We start from the raw sequence: 17,824 nt of genomic DNA, 5'->3' as shown, positions 1-17,824 counted from the left end.
CGGCGTAACGCCGGGAGATAGTCAGCATGAGCGTCGAATCCTTCACCCCCACGGCTTTGCAATTCACCCACGGTGCTGCGCACAAGGTGAAGAGCCTGGTCGATGAAGAGGGTAATGATCGCTTGAAGCTGCGCGTATTCGTTACGGGCGGCGGTTGTTCAGGGTTTCAATACGGTTTCACTTTCGATGAGGAAGTGGCCGATGACGACACCATCGTCGAGCGCGAAGGTGTGAGTCTGGTGGTTGATCCGATGAGTTTCCAATACCTGGCGGGTGCCGAGGTGGATTACCAGGAAGGTCTGGAGGGCTCGCGTTTCGTGATCAAGAACCCGAATGCCAGCACCACCTGTGGTTGCGGTTCATCGTTCTCGATCTGATCCGATTCAAGGTTTCACTCAACGCCGCATAGCTTCAAGGCCTTGCGGCGTTTTGCTGTCTGGCGATCAGGCCGGGTAGATCGCGCCCAGTACTCGCAGGCCATGGGCGCCAGTGACGCTCGGTCGGTTGGCGGCAATACCCTCAAGACAGCAATGAGCCAGCCAGGCGAAAGCCATGGCCTCGACCCAATCCGGGTCCACGCCATGGGTCGCGGTACTGGCCACCTTGCTGTGAGGGAGCAGCTGGGCCAGGCGGTTCATCAGGGCGGAGTTATGAGCACCGCCGCCGCAGACCAGCAGCTCCTGAGTGGCCGGCTGGGCGGCTTGCAGTGACTCGGCGATGGTCAGCGCGGTGAGTTCGAGCAGGGTTGCTTGCACGTTTTCCGGCGCAAAGGCTGGCAATGTGGCGAGATGCTGTTGCAACCATGGCAGATTGAACACTTCGCGGCCGGTGCTTTTTGGGCCCTGGGTGGCAAAGAAAGGATCGCTCAATAGCGTCTTCAGCAAGCTGGCTTCGACGTTACCGCTGGCAGCCCATCTGCCGTCCCGGTCAAAGTTATCCCCACGCTGGGAGTGGATCCACGCATCCAGCAGCACGTTGCCTGGGCCGCAGTCGAATCCGGCCACCGGCTTGTCGCGTTCTATCAGGCTCAGGTTGCTGAAGCCGCCCACATTCAGCACCGCACGCTGGCCGGCGCGCTGCTCGAACAGTGCTTCGTGAAAGGCCGGGACTAGCGGGGCGCCTTGCCCGCCTGCTGCCACGTCGCGGCTACGAAAGTCGCTGACTACGGTGATCCCGGTCAGCTCTGTCAGCAGCGCCGGGTTACCGATCTGCACCGTAAACCCCCGAGCGGGTTCGTGGCGAATGGTTTGCCCATGGCTGCCAATCGCTCGAATGCTGTCGGGTTTCAATTGCTGCTTTTCGAGAAGACTGTGAATGCCCTGTGCGGCCAGCCGGACCCAGTGTTGTTGGGCGATGGCTGAACGGGCAATCTCATCGGGGCCGCTGGCGCACAAAGCCAAGAGCTCGGCGCGCAGGGATTCAGGCATGGGGATGTAATGGGTGGCGAGCAGTTTGATCGCCGGGCTCTGTTCAATCAGTGCGATGTCCAGGCCATCAAGGCTGGTTCCGGACATCACACCTATATAGAGCACCATGGCTTAGCGTTTGCTCGAGGCCAGCATGGTGGCCCGTTCCTGATCCATGCGCGCCATCAGCGGCTGGCTCTGTTGCAGGAAGCGCGCGCGTTCTGCTTTTGCAATTGGGTCGGCCATTGGCAGCTTCTGGCCCAGCGGGTCGACGTGGACACCGTTGACCTGGAACTCATAGTGCAGGTGCGGGCCAGTGGATAGACCGGTAGTACCGATATAGCCAATGATTTGACCCTGCTTGACGTTTCCGCCGGTCTGCACGCCCTTGGCGAAACCTTGCATGTGGCCGTACAGCGTGCGGTAGGTATTGCCGTGCTGGATGATCACCGTATTACCGTAGCCGCCGCGGCGACCGGCCAGCAATACCTTGCCATCACCTGCGGCCTTGATTGGTGTACCGCGTGGTGCCGCGTAATCAACGCCCTTGTGAGCGCGGATCTTGTTCAGGATCGGATGCTTGCGCCCCATGGAAAAGCGCGAGCTGATGCGTGCGAAGTCCACTGGGGTGCGGATGAACGCTTTGCGCATGCTATTGCCATCAGCGGTGTAGTAGCTGCTGGTGCCTTGCTTGTTGGTGTAGCGCACTGCGGTGTAGGTCTTGCCGCGGTTGGTGAAACGAGCAGAAAGAATGTTGCCGGTACCGACCGTCTTGCCGTTGATCACTTTCTGCTCATAGATCACGTCGAATTCGTCGCCCTGGCGAATGTCCTGGGCAAAGTCGATGTCGTAGCCAAACACGTTGGCCATGTCCATGGTCATGTTGTGGGACAGGCCTGCGCGGGCCGCCGACTGGGACAGCGAGCTGTTGATCACGCCATGTACATAAGCCGAACGCACAACCGGTTTGGTGATGACGCGATTGAAGGCATAACCCTTGGGGCCTTTGGTCAGGGTGATGCTTTCGAGGTCACTGACTTTGCTGTGCAGGTTGTTCAGCTGGCCGTCTGGGCTCAGTTCGAACTCCAGTTTCTGGCCGTGCTTGAGTTGGGTGAATTGCTTGGCCTGTTTGTCGCTGGCCAGCAGTTCATGCACCGATGAGGTGGGCAGGCCTACTTTTTCGAACAGCGTGGAAAGCGTATCGCCTTTGCTAACGATGACTTCTCTATGGCCCGGCGCCTTCGGCTCTTCTGCCGCGACTGGAGCGGGCTCGGCCTCAGCGGTTTGCGCGGTGTCTTCAGCGGTGTTTTCAATCTGTGCAAAAGGCGAAGCGACGGCTTCATTTGTGGCTTGGACGGCGTCGGCAGCGTCTTGATCTTGTGTCAGTTGTTCTGCTGGACTTTCCAGGTCAAGACTCAGGGTTGTTCGTTTGGCTTCTACATCACTGGAAGGGAATACCAGGAGAGCCAGGCTGAGGAGGGCGGCGATACCACTTGCTGCGAGCAGGTGGGTCTTCGGATAAAGCGGCGGCGCTTTAGACGGTTCTGTGGTCATAGGTAATTTGACTTTGAAAAGATGAATTGGAAAAGATGAATGACATGATGAAGATGAAATAACTGTATAAAATATAACCAAATCATCTGTGACGCAAGCTCGCGGACACTCTGCTCGTGCAATGGCCTCCGCGCGCGGGGCAAAACTTGTAATTAGTCCGTGATCTTGTATGGTTGGTTCCCTTTGAATCTGAGCCTTACGGGTCTGTTATGAAGTCGGTTGAAGAGCAGCTAGCGCTGATCAAACGTGGTGCGGAAGAAGTATTGGTCGAGTCCGAGCTGATCGAGAAGCTCAAGCGCGGTCAGCCGCTGCGTATTAAAGCTGGCTTCGATCCGACTGCGCCGGATTTGCACTTGGGTCATACCGTGCTTATTAATAAGCTGCGTCAGTTCCAGGATCTGGGTCACCAGGTGATCTTCCTGATTGGCGACTTCACCGGCATGATCGGCGATCCGAGTGGCAAGAGCGCAACGCGTCCTCCTTTGACCCGTGAGCAGGTTCTCGATAACGCCGAGACTTATAAAAGTCAGGTCTTCAAGATTCTAGATCCGGCCAAAACCGAAGTGGCTTTCAACTCCACATGGATGGACAAGATGGGGCCGGCGGATTTCATTCGCCTGACTTCTCAGTACACCGTAGCTCGCATGCTTGAGCGCGATGACTTCGACAAGCGCTACTCGACCAATCAACCCATTGCGATTCACGAGTTTCTCTACCCGCTGGTTCAGGGGTATGACTCGGTGGCATTGCGTGCCGACGTCGAACTGGGCGGTACCGATCAGAAGTTCAATCTGCTGATGGGGCGTGAGCTGCAGCGTGGTTATGGTCAGGAGGCTCAGTGCATCCTGACCATGCCGTTGCTCGAAGGGCTGGATGGCGTCAAGAAGATGTCCAAGTCGCTGGGTAACTACGTCGGTATCCAGGAAGCGCCGGGCGTCATGTACAGCAAGCTGGTCTCCATTCCGGATGCGCTGATGTGGCGTTACTTTGAGCTGCTCAGCTTCCGCACGATGGAAGAGATCCTTTCCTTTAAGGCGGATGTTGAAGCGGGTGCCAATCCACGGGATATCAAGATCAAACTGGCGGAAGAGATCGTTGCGCGCTTCCATGGCGAAGAGGCTGCGGCGAGCGCTCATCGCGGCGCGGGCAATCGCATGAAGGATGGCGAGCTGCCGGATGATCTGCCAGAGGTCGAACTGGTTGCAGCCGAGGATATGCCGATCGCGGCTGTCCTTAATAAGGCGGGCCTGGTGAAGAACTCTGCTGTGGCGCGGGATCTTCTCGGCTCGGGTGGTGTGCGTATAGATGGTGAGGTGGTTGATCGCACCTTTATATATAAGTTGGGCGCGACTCATGTTTGCCAGGCCGGCAAGAAGGCATTTGCACGAATTACCCTCAAATCTGAATAAAGCTGAAAATAGGGGTTGACGGCAGATTCTGGAAGTCTATAATTCGCCCCACTTCCGGCGCAGTCGAAACGGAAAACTCCTTGGTAAACAAAGAGTTACGCGGTTTTCGACAGCGAGCTGCTTCAGATCATCGAAGCCCAGAAGGAGTTGATAGGGCGGTGTTGTTTGGCTCTATTAACGGTTCGATCTTCTCGGTCGAAAGCGGTGAAAAGAAGGTGTTGACAACAGCGAGTAACGCTGTAGAATTCGCCTCCCGCTAACGAGAGATCGGAAGCGCAAGTGGTTGAAGTTGTTGAAGAAATCTTCGAAAACTTCTGAAAATAATCACTTGACAGCAAATGAGGCTGCTGTAGAATGCGCGCCTCGGTTGAGACGAAAGATCTTAACCAACCGCTCTTTAACAACTGAATCAAGCAATTCGTGTGGGTGCTTGTGGAGTCAGACTGATAGTCAAAAAGATTATCAGCATCACAAGTTACTCCGCGAGAAATCAAAGATGTAACCAACGATTGCTGAGCCAAGTTTAGGGTTTCTTAAAAACCCAAAGATGTTTGAACTGAAGAGTTTGATCATGGCTCAGATTGAACGCTGGCGGCAGGCCTAACACATGCAAGTCGAGCGGCAGCACGGGTACTTGTACCTGGTGGCGAGCGGCGGACGGGTGAGTAATGCCTAGGAATCTGCCTGGTAGTGGGGGATAACGTTCGGAAACGGACGCTAATACCGCATACGTCCTACGGGAGAAAGCAGGGGACCTTCGGGCCTTGCGCTATCAGATGAGCCTAGGTCGGATTAGCTAGTTGGTGAGGTAATGGCTCACCAAGGCTACGATCCGTAACTGGTCTGAGAGGATGATCAGTCACACTGGAACTGAGACACGGTCCAGACTCCTACGGGAGGCAGCAGTGGGGAATATTGGACAATGGGCGAAAGCCTGATCCAGCCATGCCGCGTGTGTGAAGAAGGTCTTCGGATTGTAAAGCACTTTAAGTTGGGAGGAAGGGCAGTTACCTAATACGTGATTGTTTTGACGTTACCGACAGAATAAGCACCGGCTAACTCTGTGCCAGCAGCCGCGGTAATACAGAGGGTGCAAGCGTTAATCGGAATTACTGGGCGTAAAGCGCGCGTAGGTGGTTTGTTAAGTTGAATGTGAAATCCCCGGGCTCAACCTGGGAACTGCATCCAAAACTGGCAAGCTAGAGTATGGTAGAGGGTGGTGGAATTTCCTGTGTAGCGGTGAAATGCGTAGATATAGGAAGGAACACCAGTGGCGAAGGCGACCACCTGGACTGATACTGACACTGAGGTGCGAAAGCGTGGGGAGCAAACAGGATTAGATACCCTGGTAGTCCACGCCGTAAACGATGTCAACTAGCCGTTGGGAGCCTTGAGCTCTTAGTGGCGCAGCTAACGCATTAAGTTGACCGCCTGGGGAGTACGGCCGCAAGGTTAAAACTCAAATGAATTGACGGGGGCCCGCACAAGCGGTGGAGCATGTGGTTTAATTCGAAGCAACGCGAAGAACCTTACCAGGCCTTGACATCCAATGAACTTTCTAGAGATAGATTGGTGCCTTCGGGAACATTGAGACAGGTGCTGCATGGCTGTCGTCAGCTCGTGTCGTGAGATGTTGGGTTAAGTCCCGTAACGAGCGCAACCCTTGTCCTTAGTTACCAGCACGTAATGGTGGGCACTCTAAGGAGACTGCCGGTGACAAACCGGAGGAAGGTGGGGATGACGTCAAGTCATCATGGCCCTTACGGCCTGGGCTACACACGTGCTACAATGGTCGGTACAGAGGGTTGCCAAGCCGCGAGGTGGAGCTAATCCCACAAAACCGATCGTAGTCCGGATCGCAGTCTGCAACTCGACTGCGTGAAGTCGGAATCGCTAGTAATCGCGAATCAGAATGTCGCGGTGAATACGTTCCCGGGCCTTGTACACACCGCCCGTCACACCATGGGAGTGGGTTGCACCAGAAGTAGCTAGTCTAACCTTCGGGAGGACGGTTACCACGGTGTGATTCATGACTGGGGTGAAGTCGTAACAAGGTAGCCGTAGGGGAACCTGCGGCTGGATCACCTCCTTAATCGACGACATCAGCTGCTCCATAAGCACCCACACGAATTGCTTGATTCATTGAAGAAGACGATAGAAACAGCCCGAAATTGGGTCTGTAGCTCAGTTGGTTAGAGCGCACCCCTGATAAGGGTGAGGTCGGCAGTTCGAATCTGCCCAGACCCACCAATTTTGTGTGGGAAAAGCCTGTAGCGATACGGGGCCATAGCTCAGCTGGGAGAGCGCCTGCCTTGCACGCAGGAGGTCAACGGTTCGATCCCGTTTGGCTCCACCACTTACTGCTTAACGCTGTTTCTGTGATAAAGCTTAGAAATGAGCATTCCATCGAGTTGATGGTGAATGTTGATTTCTAGTCTTTGACTAGATCGTTCTTTAAAAATTTGGGTATGTGATAGAAAGATAGACTGAGCGTTACTTTCACTGGTAACGGATCAGGCTAAGGTAAAATTTGTGAGTTTAATCGCGAATTTTCGGCGAATGTCGTCTTCACAGTATAACCAGATTGCTTGGGGTTATATGGTCAAGTGAAGAAGCGCATACGGTGGATGCCTTGGCAGTCAGAGGCGATGAAAGACGTGGTAGCCTGCGAAAAGCTTCGGGGAGTCGGCAAACAGACTTTGATCCGGAGATGTCTGAATGGGGGAACCCACCTAACATAAGTTAGGTATCTTGTACTGAATACATAGGTGCAAGAAGCGAACCAGGGGAACTGAAACATCTAAGTACCCTGAGGAAAAGAAATCAACCGAGATTCCCTTAGTAGTGGCGAGCGAACGGGGACTAGCCCTTAAGTGGCTTTGAGATTAGCGGAACGCTCTGGAAAGTGCGGCCATAGTGGGTGATAGCCCTGTACGCGAAAATCTCTTAGTCATGAAATCGAGTAGGACGGAGCACGAGAAACTTTGTCTGAATATGGGGGGACCATCCTCCAAGGCTAAATACTACTGACTGACCGATAGTGAACTAGTACCGTGAGGGAAAGGCGAAAAGAACCCCGGAGAGGGGAGTGAAATAGATCCTGAAACCGTATGCGTACAAGCAGTGGGAGCAGACTTTGTTCTGTGACTGCGTACCTTTTGTATAATGGGTCAGCGACTTATTTTCAGTGGCGAGCTTAACCGAATAGGGGAGGCGTAGCGAAAGCGAGTCTTAATAGGGCGTCTAGTCGCTGGGAATAGACCCGAAACCGGGCGATCTATCCATGGGCAGGTTGAAGGTTGGGTAACACTAACTGGAGGACCGAACCGACTACCGTTGAAAAGTTAGCGGATGACCTGTGGATCGGAGTGAAAGGCTAATCAAGCTCGGAGATAGCTGGTTCTCCTCGAAAGCTATTTAGGTAGCGCCTCATGTATCACTGTAGGGGGTAGAGCACTGTTTCGGCTAGGGGGTCATCCCGACTTACCAAACCGATGCAAACTCCGAATACCTACAAGTGCCGAGCATGGGAGACACACGGCGGGTGCTAACGTCCGTCGTGAAAAGGGAAACAACCCAGACCGTCAGCTAAGGTCCCAAAGTTATGGTTAAGTGGGAAACGATGTGGGAAGGCTTAGACAGCTAGGAGGTTGGCTTAGAAGCAGCCACCCTTTAAAGAAAGCGTAATAGCTCACTAGTCGAGTCGGCCTGCGCGGAAGATGTAACGGGGCTCAAACCATACACCGAAGCTACGGGTATCACGTAAGTGATGCGGTAGAGGAGCGTTCTGTAAGCCTGTGAAGGTGAGTTGAGAAGCTTGCTGGAGGTATCAGAAGTGCGAATGCTGACATGAGTAACGACAATGGGTGTGAAAAACACCCACGCCGAAAGACCAAGGTTTCCTGCGCAACGTTAATCGACGCAGGGTTAGTCGGTCCCTAAGGCGAGGCTGAAAAGCGTAGTCGATGGAAAACAGGTTAATATTCCTGTACTTCTAGTTATTGCGATGGAGGGACGGAGAAGGCTAGGCCAGCTTGGCGTTGGTTGTCCAAGTTTAAGGTGGTAGGCTGGAATCTTAGGTAAATCCGGGATTCTAAGGCCGAGAGCTGATGACGAGTTACCTTTTAGGTGACGAAGTGGTTGATGCCATGCTTCCAAGAAAAGCTTCTAAGCTTCAGATAACTAGGAACCGTACCCCAAACCGACACAGGTGGTTGGGTAGAGAATACCAAGGCGCTTGAGAGAACTCGGGTGAAGGAACTAGGCAAAATGGCACCGTAACTTCGGGAGAAGGTGCGCCGGTGAGGGTGAAGGACTTGCTCCGTAAGCTCATGCCGGTCGAAGATACCAGGCCGCTGCGACTGTTTATTAAAAACACAGCACTCTGCAAACACGAAAGTGGACGTATAGGGTGTGACGCCTGCCCGGTGCCGGAAGGTTAATTGATGGGGTTAGCTAACGCGAAGCTCTTGATCGAAGCCCCGGTAAACGGCGGCCGTAACTATAACGGTCCTAAGGTAGCGAAATTCCTTGTCGGGTAAGTTCCGACCTGCACGAATGGCGTAACGATGGCGGCGCTGTCTCCACCCGAGACTCAGTGAAATTGAAATCGCTGTGAAGATGCAGTGTATCCGCGGCTAGACGGAAAGACCCCGTGAACCTTTACTATAGCTTTGCACTGGACTTTGAATTTGCTTGTGTAGGATAGGTGGGAGGCTTTGAAGCGTGGACGCCAGTCTGCGTGGAGCCAACCTTGAAATACCACCCTGGCAACTTTGAGGTTCTAACTCAGGTCCGTTATCCGGATCGAGGACAGTGTATGGTGGGTAGTTTGACTGGGGCGGTCTCCTCCTAAAGAGTAACGGAGGAGTACGAAGGTGCGCTCAGACCGGTCGGAAATCGGTCGTAGAGTATAAAGGCAAAAGCGCGCTTGACTGCGAGACAGACACGTCGAGCAGGTACGAAAGTAGGTCTTAGTGATCCGGTGGTTCTGTATGGAAGGGCCATCGCTCAACGGATAAAAGGTACTCCGGGGATAACAGGCTGATACCGCCCAAGAGTTCATATCGACGGCGGTGTTTGGCACCTCGATGTCGGCTCATCACATCCTGGGGCTGAAGCCGGTCCCAAGGGTATGGCTGTTCGCCATTTAAAGTGGTACGCGAGCTGGGTTTAGAACGTCGTGAGACAGTTCGGTCCCTATCTGCCGTGGACGTTTGAGATTTGAGAGGGGCTGCTCCTAGTACGAGAGGACCGGAGTGGACGAACCTCTGGTGTTCCGGTTGTCACGCCAGTGGCATTGCCGGGTAGCTATGTTCGGAAAAGATAACCGCTGAAAGCATCTAAGCGGGAAACTTGCCTCAAGATGAGATCTCACTGGAACCTTGAGTTCCCTGAAGGGCCGTCGAAGACTACGACGTTGATAGGTTGGGTGTGTAAGCGCTGTGAGGCGTTGAGCTAACCAATACTAATTGCCCGTGAGGCTTGACCATATAACACCCAAGCAATCTTGTAACTTCGAAAGAAGAACCTGATTGCGGTGTGTGAAGACGAAACGAACCGAAAGTTCGAGAGAAACACACAAATCTATTACATACCCAATTTGCTGAAGCGAGGCCAACTGGTCACGACTCAGTACCCGAATTTCTTGACGACCATAGAGCATTGGAACCACCTGATCCCATCCCGAACTCAGCAGTGAAACGATGCATCGCCGATGGTAGTGTGGGGTTTCCCCATGTGAGAGTAGGTCATCGTCAAGATTAAATTCCAGAACCCCTGATTGCTAACGCAATCAGGGGTTTTGTTTTTGCGCGCAGGAAAGCCAAGGCTTCATAAGTGGGGCTTGTCTTCAGTTACTTGCTTCAAGCGACTTTGCTTGCCGCTGTTTTCTATGCAACTCCCGTGTGCATAGCTATCATGCCTGCCTCTTTGTGAGGCGAGACTTGCATGTTGATGTTGTTAGAGCTTCTTAAGGATGGGCGATTTCACTCGGGGCAGGCCCTGGGCGATGCGCTGGGTATCAGTCGTAGTGCCGTATGGAAGCAGCTGCAGCAGATGGAAGCCGAGCTGGGCCTCTCTATCCATAAGGTCAGGGGGCGCGGCTATCAGTTGGCGGCGCCTATAACGCCCCTCAGTTCCGCTGAGATTGGCCGGCAGGCAGCTGTTTGCCCCTGGAGTGTGCTGGTCTACGACTCGATAGACTCGACTAATGCGCAAGCTCTACGCTTGATTGAGCGTGGGCAGCCTTCGCCGTTCCTGGTGCTGGCCGAACGCCAGACCGCCGGGCGTGGGCGGAGAGGGCGTAAGTGGGTCAGCCCCTTTGCCGAGAACCTCTATTACAGCCTTGTCCTGCGTATTGAAGGTGGGATGCGTCAGCTGGAAGGGCTCAGTTTGGTCGTTGGCCTGGCGGTGATGCAGGCCTTACGTGAGCTGGGAGTCAGCTCCGCTGGCTTGAAGTGGCCAAACGACGTCTTGGTCGGGCAGAAAAAAATAGCTGGAATTCTATTGGAGCTGGTCGGAGATCCCGCGGATGTCTGTCATGTGGTCCTGGGGGTTGGAATAAATGCGAATATGCGCAGTGCTGACGAGGTTGATCAGGAATGGACCTCGGTGAGGCTTGAGACCGGCAAGACCGTTGACCGTAATGAGCTGGCGGCCCGACTGAGTCTCGTGCTCAAGTCCTACCTGGATCGGCATCAGCTGTCTGGATTTTCGGCTATCCAGGAAGAGTGGGAACAAAACCACTTATGGCAGGGAAGACCTGTCTCGCTCATTGCGGGTGTCAACAAGATCGACGGAGTTGTTGTAGGTATTGATCGCCAAGGTGCTTTGCGCTTGATGGTGGATGGTGTCGAGAGGGTTTACAGCGGTGGTGAGCTCAGCCTGAGGTTACGCGATGATTCTTGAGCTCGACTGTGGAAATAGCTTCATCAAATGGCGTGTGCTGCATGCAGATGCGATCTTGGTTTTTGCCGAAGGCGTGGTCGATTCTGATCATGTGCTTTCAGAGAGTCTGCATGGGCTGCCCGGTCTTGCGCTGACGCATTGCCGATTGGTTAGTGTGCGTAGTGCAGAAGAAACCGCCAAGCTGGTCGCGCTATTGGTCGACGCATTTTCTGTATCGGTATCCTGTGCCAGTTCGGCTCGGGAGATGGCCGGCGTGCGCAATGGGTATGAGGATTTCGAAAAACTCGGTCTGGATCGCTGGCTGGCCATGTTGGGCGGTTTTCGCCTGGCTAAAGGGGCTTGTCTGGTGCTCGATTTCGGAACGGCTGTAACGGCGGATTTTATTGCCGCTGACGGTGAGCACCTGGGGGGCTTTATTTGTCCGGGGATGCCCTTGATGCGCAACCAGTTGCGAACTCATACCCGGCGAATTCGTTACGATGACCTGTCCGCCGAGCGTGCGCTGGTCAATCTGCTTCCGGGGCGCACCACAGTCGAGGCTGTAGAGCGAGGCTGCTTGTTGATGCTGAGGGGGGTTGTGCTGACCCAGTTAGAGCTGGCGCGCAGTTATTGGGGGGATGACTTCGTCGTCTTTCTCACTGGGGGTGACGCCGACCTGGTCTCGGGGATGGTGCCGCAAGGTCGGCTTGTGCCGGATCTTGTTTTTGTCGGGTTGGCCATGGCCTGCCCATTAACCTGAGGTTTCTATGCGTTGGTTGTTCCTGCTGCTCTTGGTTCTCAATGTGTTTTATTACGTCTGGCATCAGCAGGAAGTACCGTTACGCGCAAAAGAAGTGACATCGCTCAGTTTGTATAAGGGCTCGCAGCAGGATATCCGCTTGCTGAGCGAGTCGGCCGACGTTGTTGCGCGACGCGAGAAGAGCAAGGTTGGAGAGGTGGAGGCTGGTTGTCTCTATGTCGGTGGCTTTGCTCGTCGAGACCAGGCTCAGCAGCTTGAGCGGAGCTTGATTGGCTTAAAAGTTGAGGCTCAATTGCAATTTGTGACTCTGCCGAACGCTAACGGTTATTGGCTGCGTGTTGTGCCCGAAAGCAGGCATTTGCTGGACGAATTGCAGTTGACGAACCTTGCCAAGGAATTCAATGAGTTAAAACATAAAATAATGCCGTGCGAAGGCATTGCAACTGTCGAATAGTTTGCATAGAATGGCGCCCGCTTCGCAGTGAAGACCTCTTGGGGTTGGAATCGCGAAGCGAGGTCAACGCAGCTAACCTCAGGTTTTTAATGAGAAAATGCTTGACAGAAGGGCAGCTTAGTATAAAATGCTGCCTCGCTTAGGAGGGGTTCCCGAGCGGCCAAAGGGATCAGACTGTAAATCTGACGTCTACGACTTCGAAGGTTCGAATCCTTCCCCCTCCACCATTTTTAGCGTGAGCTGCAAGCTTACGCGGGTATAGTTTAGTGGTAGAACCTCAGCCTTCCAAGCTGATGATGCGGGTTCGATTCCCGCTACCCGCTCCAAGTTTTCAGGTTGTGCAAAGTGTTTTGCTCTTGTAGCTCAGTTGGTAGAGCACACCCTTGGTAAGGGTGAGGTCAGCGGTTCAAATCCGCTCAAGAGCTCCATAATAACAAGGCAGATATGAAAATATCTGCCTTTGTTTTAATGGCTGGTGTGACTTGTTTAATTCTTCTCCTGAGGGTGATTTCGATGGCTAAGGAAAAGTTCGAACGTAATAAGCCGCACGTCAACGTAGGTACTATCGGTCACGTAGACCATGGTAAGACTACCCTGACTGCTGCTCTAACTCGCGTCTGCTCCGAGGTTTTCGGTTCGGCAAAGGTTGACTTCGACAAAATCGATAGCGCCCCAGAAGAAAAAGCTCGTGGCATCACCATTAATACTGCTCACGTTGAGTATGATTCGGCTGTGCGCCATTACGCGCATGTTGATTGTCCGGGTCACGCTGACTACGTAAAAAACATGATCACCGGTGCTGCGCAGATGGATGGAGCTATCCTGGTCTGCTCGGCTGCTGATGGTCCGATGCCGCAAACTCGTGAGCACATCTTGTTGTCTCGCCAGGTTGGCGTTCCGTACATCGTTGTCTTCCTGAATAAGGCTGACATGGTCGATGATGCTGAGCTGCTCGAGCTGGTTGAGATGGAAGTGCGCGACTTGCTGAGCACTTATGATTTCCCGGGTGATGATACTCCTATCATCATTGGTTCGGCTCTCATGGCTTTGAATGGCCAGGACGACAACGAGATGGGCACCACTGCCGTCAAGAAGTTGGTCGAGACGCTGGATACTTACATTCCGCAGCCTGAGCGCGCTATTGATAAGCCGTTCCTGATGCCGATCGAGGACGTCTTCTCGATCTCTGGTCGCGGTACTGTTGTAACTGGTCGTGTTGAGCGTGGCATTGTTCGCATCCAGGAAGAGGTTGAGATTGTTGGTCTTCGTGACACGGTCAAAACAACCTGCACTGGTGTTGAAATGTTCCGCAAGCTGCTCGATGAGGGTCGTGCTGGTGAGAACTGCGGCGTTCTGCTGCGTGGTACCAAGCGTGATGATGTTGAGCGTGGTCAGGTCCTAGTTAAGCCGGGTACTGTCAAGCCGCACACTAAGTTCACTGCAGAGGTTTATGTCCTGAGCAAGGAGGAGGGTGGTCGTCACACTCCGTTCTTCAAGGGCTACCGTCCACAGTTCTATTTCCGGACCACTGATGTGACCGGTAATTGCGAGCTGCCGGAGGGTGTTGAGATGGTGATGCCGGGTGACAACATTCAGATGACTGTCACTTTGATCAAAACCATCGCAATGGAAGATGGTTTGCGGTTCGCCATTCGTGAGGGCGGTCGTACCGTCGGTGCGGGTGTTGTGGCTAAAGTCATCGAGTAAGTTGTTGATATATCTTCATCGGGCCGGCATAATGGTCGGCCTGATTTTGTTTTTAGGTCAGTAGCTCAATTGGCAGAGCGACGGTCTCCAAAACCGTAGGTTGGGGGTTCGATTCCCTCCTGACCTGCCAGATTCACTCAGTGTGTCTGGCTTTCTTTTCACAGGATCTTCATAGATGACTCCTAAGGCTGAAGCTCAAGGCTCTCGCTTCGATCTGCTCAAGTGGCTTGTAGTAGTCGCTCTTGTGATCGTTGGCGTTGTTGGCAATCAGTACTACTCTGCTTCGCCGATCCTGTACCGTGTACTTGCTTTGCTTGCTATTGCTGCTGTAGCTGCCTTTGTAGGCCTGCAGACTGCCAAGGGCAAGTCTTTCTTTGTACTGGTTAAGGAAGCTCGCACCGAGATTCGTAAAGTCGTGTGGCCAACCCGCCAAGAAACCACGCAGACCACATTGATTGTTGTGGCTGTTGTTCTGGTTATGGCGTTGCTGTTGTGGGGGCTTGATTCCCTGCTCGGTTGGCTTGTTTCCTTGATTGTTGGCTAAGGGTGTCCCGTGGCTAAGCGTTGGTACGTTGTGCATGCTTACTCGGGTTACGAGAAGCATGTAATGCGCTCGTTGGTAGAGCGCGTAAAGCTGGCTGGCATGGAAGATGGCTTCGGCGAAATTCTGGTTCCCACTGAAGAAGTGGTTGAAATGCGTAATGGCCAGAAGCGCAAAAGCGAGCGTAAATTCTTCCCAGGTTACGTGCTGGTACAGATGGACATGAACGAGGGTACTTGGCACTTGGTCAAGGATACTCCTCGCGTGATGGGCTTTATTGGCGGTACTGCCGACAAGCCTGCGCCTATCACCGACAAGGAAGCGGAAGCTATCCTGCGTCGCGTCGCTGATGGTAGCGACAAGCCCAAGCCTAAGACGCTGTTCGAGCCAGGTGAAGTTGTTCGCGTCACTGATGGTCCGTTCGCTGATTTTAATGGCACGGTCGAAGAAGTTAACTACGAAAAGAGTCGCATCCAAGTGGCTGTGCTCATTTTCGGTCGCTCTACCCCGGTAGAGCTAGAGTTCAGTCAGGTCGAAAAGGCATAACTGAACGAGAATCCCATACCCCGCAGCCCCAGGCTGTGGGGTTTTTTCGTCACTGGGATAAACGCGCAAGTAACCGGGGAGCCTTTTCAGGCGTCTGAACCCGTAATTGGAGTGCCTCATGGCCAAGAAGATTACCGCTTACATCAAGCTGCAAGTGAAGGCCGCTCAGGCCAACCCAAGCCCACCCGTCGGTCCAGCTCTGGGTCAGCACGGCGTGAACATCATGGAGTTCTGCAAGGCTTTCAATGCCCGTACTCAGGGTATTGAGCCAGGTCTGCCGACTCCAGTGATCATCACTGTATACAGCGACCGTAGCTTCACCTTCGAAACCAAGTCGACCCCGGCTTCGGTTCTGTTGAAGAAAGCTGCTGGTCTGACTAGCGGTTCCGCTCGTCCTAACACCGTTAAGGTTGGCACCGTGACCCGTGCTCAGCTGGAAGAAATCGCGAAAACCAAAAACGCGGATCTGACTGCAGCTGATATGGATGCAGCCGTGCGTACCATCGCCGGTTCTGCTCGTAGCATGGGCCTTAACGTGGAGGGTGTGTAATGGCTAAGCTGACCAAGCGCCAAAAGGCTATCGCCGGCAAAATCGAAGCGGGCAAGTCCTACAACTTTGTAGACGCTGCTGCTCTGCTGACTGAGCTGTCGACTGTCAAGTTCAGCGAGTCCGTTGACGTTGCTGTAAACCTGGGTGTTGACCCGCGTAAATCCGACCAGGTCGTTCGTAGCGCTACTGTGCTGCCACACGGCACTGGCAAGACCGTTCGCGTTGCTGTGTTCACCCAAGGCCCAGCTGCTGAAGCAGCTCTGGCTGCCGGCGCAGATCGCGTTGGCATGGACGACCTGGCTGCCGAAATGAAAGGCGGCGACCTGAACTATGACGTCGTAATTGCTTCCCCGGATGCAATGCGCGTTGTAGGTCAGTTGGGTCAGATCCTCGGTCCACGTGGCCTGATGCCTAACCCTAAAGTCGGCACCGTAACTCCAGACGTAGCTACCGCGGTTAAAAACGCCAAGGCTGGTCAGGTTCGTTATCGCACCGACAAAAACGGCATCATCCACACTTCCGTTGGCAAGGTCGGTTTCGACGCCGTCAAGCTGAAGGAAAACGTTGAAGCGCTGATCGCTGATCTGAAGCGTATCAAGCCAGCTTCTTCGAAAGGTATCTACGTCAAGCGCGTTACCCTGAGCACCACTATGGGCCCAGGTCTGGTCATCGACCAAGGCTCGCTGGACGTATAAGAACACAAGTTGGTGCAAGCGATTGCGCCAACTGAAAGATTGGGGTCCCTGCCTGGCGGGGGCTATCCAAGACCGTAGGCGACGCAAGTCTTAAACCTCAAGCCTACGCAGATGGTGCTCCCGGTTCCTTACCGAATCAGACACCAAAACGACATCCGGCCTCGGTTGGATGAAACGGTAACAAGCAGGAGTTAAACCCGTGGCAATTAAACTCGAAGACAAGAAGGCCATCGTCGCTGAAGTCAACGAGGCTGCCAAAGCTGCTCTGTCCGCTGTCGTGGCTGATGCCCGTGGTGTGACAGTAGGCGCTATGACCGGACTCCGTAAAGAGGCCCGTGAAGCTGGCGTTTACGTACGCGTTGTACGTAACACCCTGCTCAAGCGCGCTGTTGCTGGCACTCAATATGACGTGCTCAACGACGTGTTCACTGGCCCGACCTTGATCGCATTCTCCAAAGAACATCCGGGCGCTGCTGCTCGTATCTTCAAAGAGTTTGCCAAAGGTCAGGACAAGTTCGAGATCAAGGCAGCTGCGTTCGAGGGCAAGTTCCTCGCAGCTAATCAGATCGACGTACTGGCAAGCCTGCCGACCCGTGACGAAGCAATTTCTCAGCTGATGAGCGTGATTCAAGGCGCAACCAGCAAATTGGCTCGTACTCTGGCGGCTCTTCGCGACCAGAAAGAAGCTGCCGCAGCCTAAGGCTGAGCATCTCCTTTTGCGTTTATTGTTTATTTCGATGGCCGCTTAGGCCGTCACCCCAATACAGGAATTTATAGTCATGTCTCTGACTAACGACCAAATCATCGAAGCAATCGGCGAAAAATCCGTTCTGGAAATCGTTGAGCTGATCAAGGCCATGGAAGAGAAGTTCGGCGTTTCCGCTGCCGCTGCTTCCGCTGGTCCAGCTGCTGTTGCTGCCGTTGTTGAAGAACAAACTGAATTCAACGTCATGCTGCTCGAAGCTGGCGAGAAGAAAGTTAACGTGATCAAGGCTGTACGTGAACTGACCGGTCTGGGCCTGAAAGAAGCCAAAGCTGTAGTTGACGGCGCTCCTGCTCTGGTTCTGGAAGCTGTAGCTAAAGAAGCAGCTGACAAAGCCAAAGCAACTCTGGAAGAAGCAGGCGCTAAAGTCGAGCTGAAGTAAGCATCGACTTTGCGTTTCCAGCCCGAGCGTTAAGCGACAGGCTGATGGCTGGTGGCTCTTGCCACCGGCCTTTTTCCGTTATTGGCAGCCGACTGGGTCGGTGTCTCTAACGAGCTGTAACCACCCTGTGCGGTGGCGCAAACCATGGGGTTTGCACGATTTTCTGGCT

Annotated in this window: 14 protein-coding genes, 6 tRNA genes and 3 rRNA genes; 21 read left to right on the top strand and 2 right to left on the bottom strand. The window is 53.8% G+C overall.

Annotated features, from left to right (window positions below):
• Nucleotides 1-26 precede the first annotated feature (26 nt).
• A complete protein-coding gene (gene erpA, locus JFU57_RS04350; protein WP_007947969.1) occupies nucleotides 27-377 on the top strand; it encodes an iron-sulfur cluster insertion protein ErpA in 351 nt (116 codons plus the stop codon).
• 66 nt (nucleotides 378-443) lie between these two features.
• Here erpA and JFU57_RS04345 read toward each other — a convergent pair whose 3' ends face one another.
• Complete coding sequence (locus tag JFU57_RS04345) at nucleotides 444-1,535, bottom strand: anhydro-N-acetylmuramic acid kinase (protein WP_078472900.1); 1,092 nt, start codon at nucleotides 1,533-1,535, stop codon at nucleotides 444-446.
• A gap of 3 nt (nucleotides 1,536-1,538) precedes the next feature.
• The gene (locus JFU57_RS04340) at nucleotides 1,539-2,960 is read right to left on the bottom strand and encodes a peptidoglycan DD-metalloendopeptidase family protein (RefSeq protein WP_078472901.1); all 1,422 of its coding nucleotides are present in this window, start codon (nucleotides 2,958-2,960) and stop codon (nucleotides 1,539-1,541) included.
• A 209-nt stretch (nucleotides 2,961-3,169) separates the two neighbouring features.
• Between JFU57_RS04340 and tyrS the strand changes: the two genes are divergently transcribed.
• From tyrS to rplL, 20 genes are all read left to right on the top strand, one after another.
• On the top strand, nucleotides 3,170-4,369 hold the full coding sequence (gene tyrS / locus JFU57_RS04335; RefSeq protein WP_201128256.1) for a tyrosine--tRNA ligase: 1,200 nt from the start codon (nucleotides 3,170-3,172) through the stop codon (nucleotides 4,367-4,369).
• Nucleotides 4,370-4,922: 553 nt separating this feature from the next.
• Nucleotides 4,923-6,461, top strand: a 16S ribosomal RNA gene (locus JFU57_RS04330).
• Nucleotides 6,462-6,542: 81 nt separating this feature from the next.
• Nucleotides 6,543-6,619: transfer RNA gene (locus JFU57_RS04325), tRNA-Ile, on the top strand.
• A 30-nt stretch (nucleotides 6,620-6,649) separates the two neighbouring features.
• Nucleotides 6,650-6,725 (top strand) — tRNA-Ala (locus JFU57_RS04320).
• Nucleotides 6,726-6,969: 244 nt separating this feature from the next.
• A 23S ribosomal RNA gene (locus tag JFU57_RS04315) occupies nucleotides 6,970-9,861 on the top strand.
• 154 nt (nucleotides 9,862-10,015) lie between these two features.
• Nucleotides 10,016-10,131, top strand: a 5S ribosomal RNA gene (gene rrf, locus JFU57_RS04310).
• Together the 16S, 23S and 5S rRNA genes with 2 tRNA genes alongside form the textbook arrangement of a ribosomal RNA operon.
• Nucleotides 10,132-10,318: 187 nt before the next feature.
• A complete protein-coding gene (birA, locus tag JFU57_RS04305) occupies nucleotides 10,319-11,278 on the top strand; it encodes a bifunctional biotin--[acetyl-CoA-carboxylase] ligase/biotin operon repressor BirA (RefSeq protein WP_201128255.1) in 960 nt (319 codons plus the stop codon).
• Complete coding sequence (locus JFU57_RS04300) at nucleotides 11,268-12,017, top strand: pantothenate kinase (RefSeq protein WP_201128253.1); 750 nt, start codon at nucleotides 11,268-11,270, stop codon at nucleotides 12,015-12,017. Before birA ends, JFU57_RS04300 begins: the two co-directional genes overlap by 11 nt.
• Before the next feature lie 7 nt (nucleotides 12,018-12,024).
• Nucleotides 12,025-12,471 carry a hypothetical protein gene (locus JFU57_RS04295; RefSeq protein ID WP_201128251.1) on the top strand — a complete coding sequence of 149 codons (447 nt, stop codon included), beginning with the start codon at nucleotides 12,025-12,027 and terminating at the stop codon, nucleotides 12,469-12,471.
• 142 nt (nucleotides 12,472-12,613) lie between these two features.
• Nucleotides 12,614-12,698, top strand: a tRNA-Tyr gene (locus tag JFU57_RS04290).
• Between the two features lie 25 nt (nucleotides 12,699-12,723).
• Nucleotides 12,724-12,797, top strand: a tRNA-Gly gene (locus JFU57_RS04285).
• Nucleotides 12,798-12,823: 26 nt separating this feature from the next.
• Nucleotides 12,824-12,899 (top strand) — tRNA-Thr (locus JFU57_RS04280).
• A gap of 85 nt (nucleotides 12,900-12,984) precedes the next feature.
• Nucleotides 12,985-14,178: an elongation factor Tu gene (tuf, locus tag JFU57_RS04275; protein WP_010467251.1), complete on the top strand. Its 1,194-nt coding sequence runs from the start codon at nucleotides 12,985-12,987 to the stop codon at nucleotides 14,176-14,178.
• A 54-nt stretch (nucleotides 14,179-14,232) separates the two neighbouring features.
• A tRNA-Trp gene (locus JFU57_RS04270) sits at nucleotides 14,233-14,308 on the top strand.
• Nucleotides 14,309-14,353: 45 nt separating this feature from the next.
• Nucleotides 14,354-14,722 (top strand): preprotein translocase subunit SecE, encoded by a 369-nt coding sequence (secE, locus tag JFU57_RS04265; protein ID WP_016968680.1) that lies wholly within the window; start codon nucleotides 14,354-14,356, stop codon nucleotides 14,720-14,722.
• Nucleotides 14,723-14,731: 9 nt separating this feature from the next.
• Nucleotides 14,732-15,265 carry a transcription termination/antitermination protein NusG gene (gene nusG, locus JFU57_RS04260; protein ID WP_003317113.1) on the top strand — a complete coding sequence of 178 codons (534 nt, stop codon included), beginning with the start codon at nucleotides 14,732-14,734 and terminating at the stop codon, nucleotides 15,263-15,265.
• Nucleotides 15,266-15,383: 118 nt separating this feature from the next.
• Nucleotides 15,384-15,815 carry a 50S ribosomal protein L11 gene (gene rplK / locus JFU57_RS04255; RefSeq protein ID WP_003210097.1) on the top strand — a complete coding sequence of 144 codons (432 nt, stop codon included), beginning with the start codon at nucleotides 15,384-15,386 and terminating at the stop codon, nucleotides 15,813-15,815.
• Complete coding sequence (gene rplA, locus JFU57_RS04250) at nucleotides 15,815-16,510, top strand: 50S ribosomal protein L1 (RefSeq protein WP_003176434.1); 696 nt, start codon at nucleotides 15,815-15,817, stop codon at nucleotides 16,508-16,510. The genes rplK and rplA overlap by 1 nt, the downstream gene beginning before the upstream one ends.
• A 199-nt stretch (nucleotides 16,511-16,709) precedes the next feature.
• Nucleotides 16,710-17,210, top strand: a complete 501-nt coding sequence (gene rplJ / locus JFU57_RS04245) for a 50S ribosomal protein L10 (protein WP_020297845.1) — start codon at nucleotides 16,710-16,712, stop codon at nucleotides 17,208-17,210.
• A gap of 79 nt (nucleotides 17,211-17,289) precedes the next feature.
• Nucleotides 17,290-17,655, top strand: coding sequence for a 50S ribosomal protein L7/L12 (gene rplL, locus JFU57_RS04240; RefSeq protein WP_020297846.1), 366 nt, complete (start codon nucleotides 17,290-17,292; stop codon nucleotides 17,653-17,655).
• Nucleotides 17,656-17,824: the final 169 nt, after the last annotated feature.

The sequence above is a fragment of the Pseudomonas sp. TH07 genome, from assembly GCF_016651285.1.
Classification (GTDB): Bacteria; Pseudomonadota; Gammaproteobacteria; order Pseudomonadales; family Pseudomonadaceae; genus Aquipseudomonas.
The sequence above is the reverse complement of the archived record's forward strand: the minus strand, read 5'-3'. Positions and strand labels throughout refer to the sequence as shown.

Excerpts from the sequence above, each read along its gene's own strand:
- secE (WP_016968680.1), top strand. The coding sequence starts at position 14,354 with ATGACTCCTAAGGCTGAAGCTCAAGGCTCTCGCTTCGATCTGCTCAAG.
- tyrS (WP_201128256.1), top strand. The coding sequence starts at position 3,170 with ATGAAGTCGGTTGAAGAGCAGCTAGCGCTGATCAAACGTGGTGCGGAA.
- tuf (WP_010467251.1), top strand. The coding sequence starts at position 12,985 with ATGGCTAAGGAAAAGTTCGAACGTAATAAGCCGCACGTCAACGTAGGT.
- rplA (WP_003176434.1), top strand. The coding sequence starts at position 15,815 with ATGGCTAAGCTGACCAAGCGCCAAAAGGCTATCGCCGGCAAAATCGAA.
- rplK (WP_003210097.1), top strand. The coding sequence starts at position 15,384 with ATGGCCAAGAAGATTACCGCTTACATCAAGCTGCAAGTGAAGGCCGCT.
- rplL (WP_020297846.1), top strand. The coding sequence starts at position 17,290 with ATGTCTCTGACTAACGACCAAATCATCGAAGCAATCGGCGAAAAATCC.
- birA (WP_201128255.1), top strand. The coding sequence starts at position 10,319 with ATGTTGATGTTGTTAGAGCTTCTTAAGGATGGGCGATTTCACTCGGGG.
- JFU57_RS04345 (WP_078472900.1), bottom strand. The coding sequence starts at position 1,535 with ATGGTGCTCTATATAGGTGTGATGTCCGGAACCAGCCTTGATGGCCTG.
- erpA (WP_007947969.1), top strand. The coding sequence starts at position 27 with ATGAGCGTCGAATCCTTCACCCCCACGGCTTTGCAATTCACCCACGGT.
- JFU57_RS04340 (WP_078472901.1), bottom strand. The coding sequence starts at position 2,960 with ATGACCACAGAACCGTCTAAAGCGCCGCCGCTTTATCCGAAGACCCAC.
- JFU57_RS04295 (WP_201128251.1), top strand. The coding sequence starts at position 12,025 with ATGCGTTGGTTGTTCCTGCTGCTCTTGGTTCTCAATGTGTTTTATTAC.
- JFU57_RS04300 (WP_201128253.1), top strand. The coding sequence starts at position 11,268 with ATGATTCTTGAGCTCGACTGTGGAAATAGCTTCATCAAATGGCGTGTG.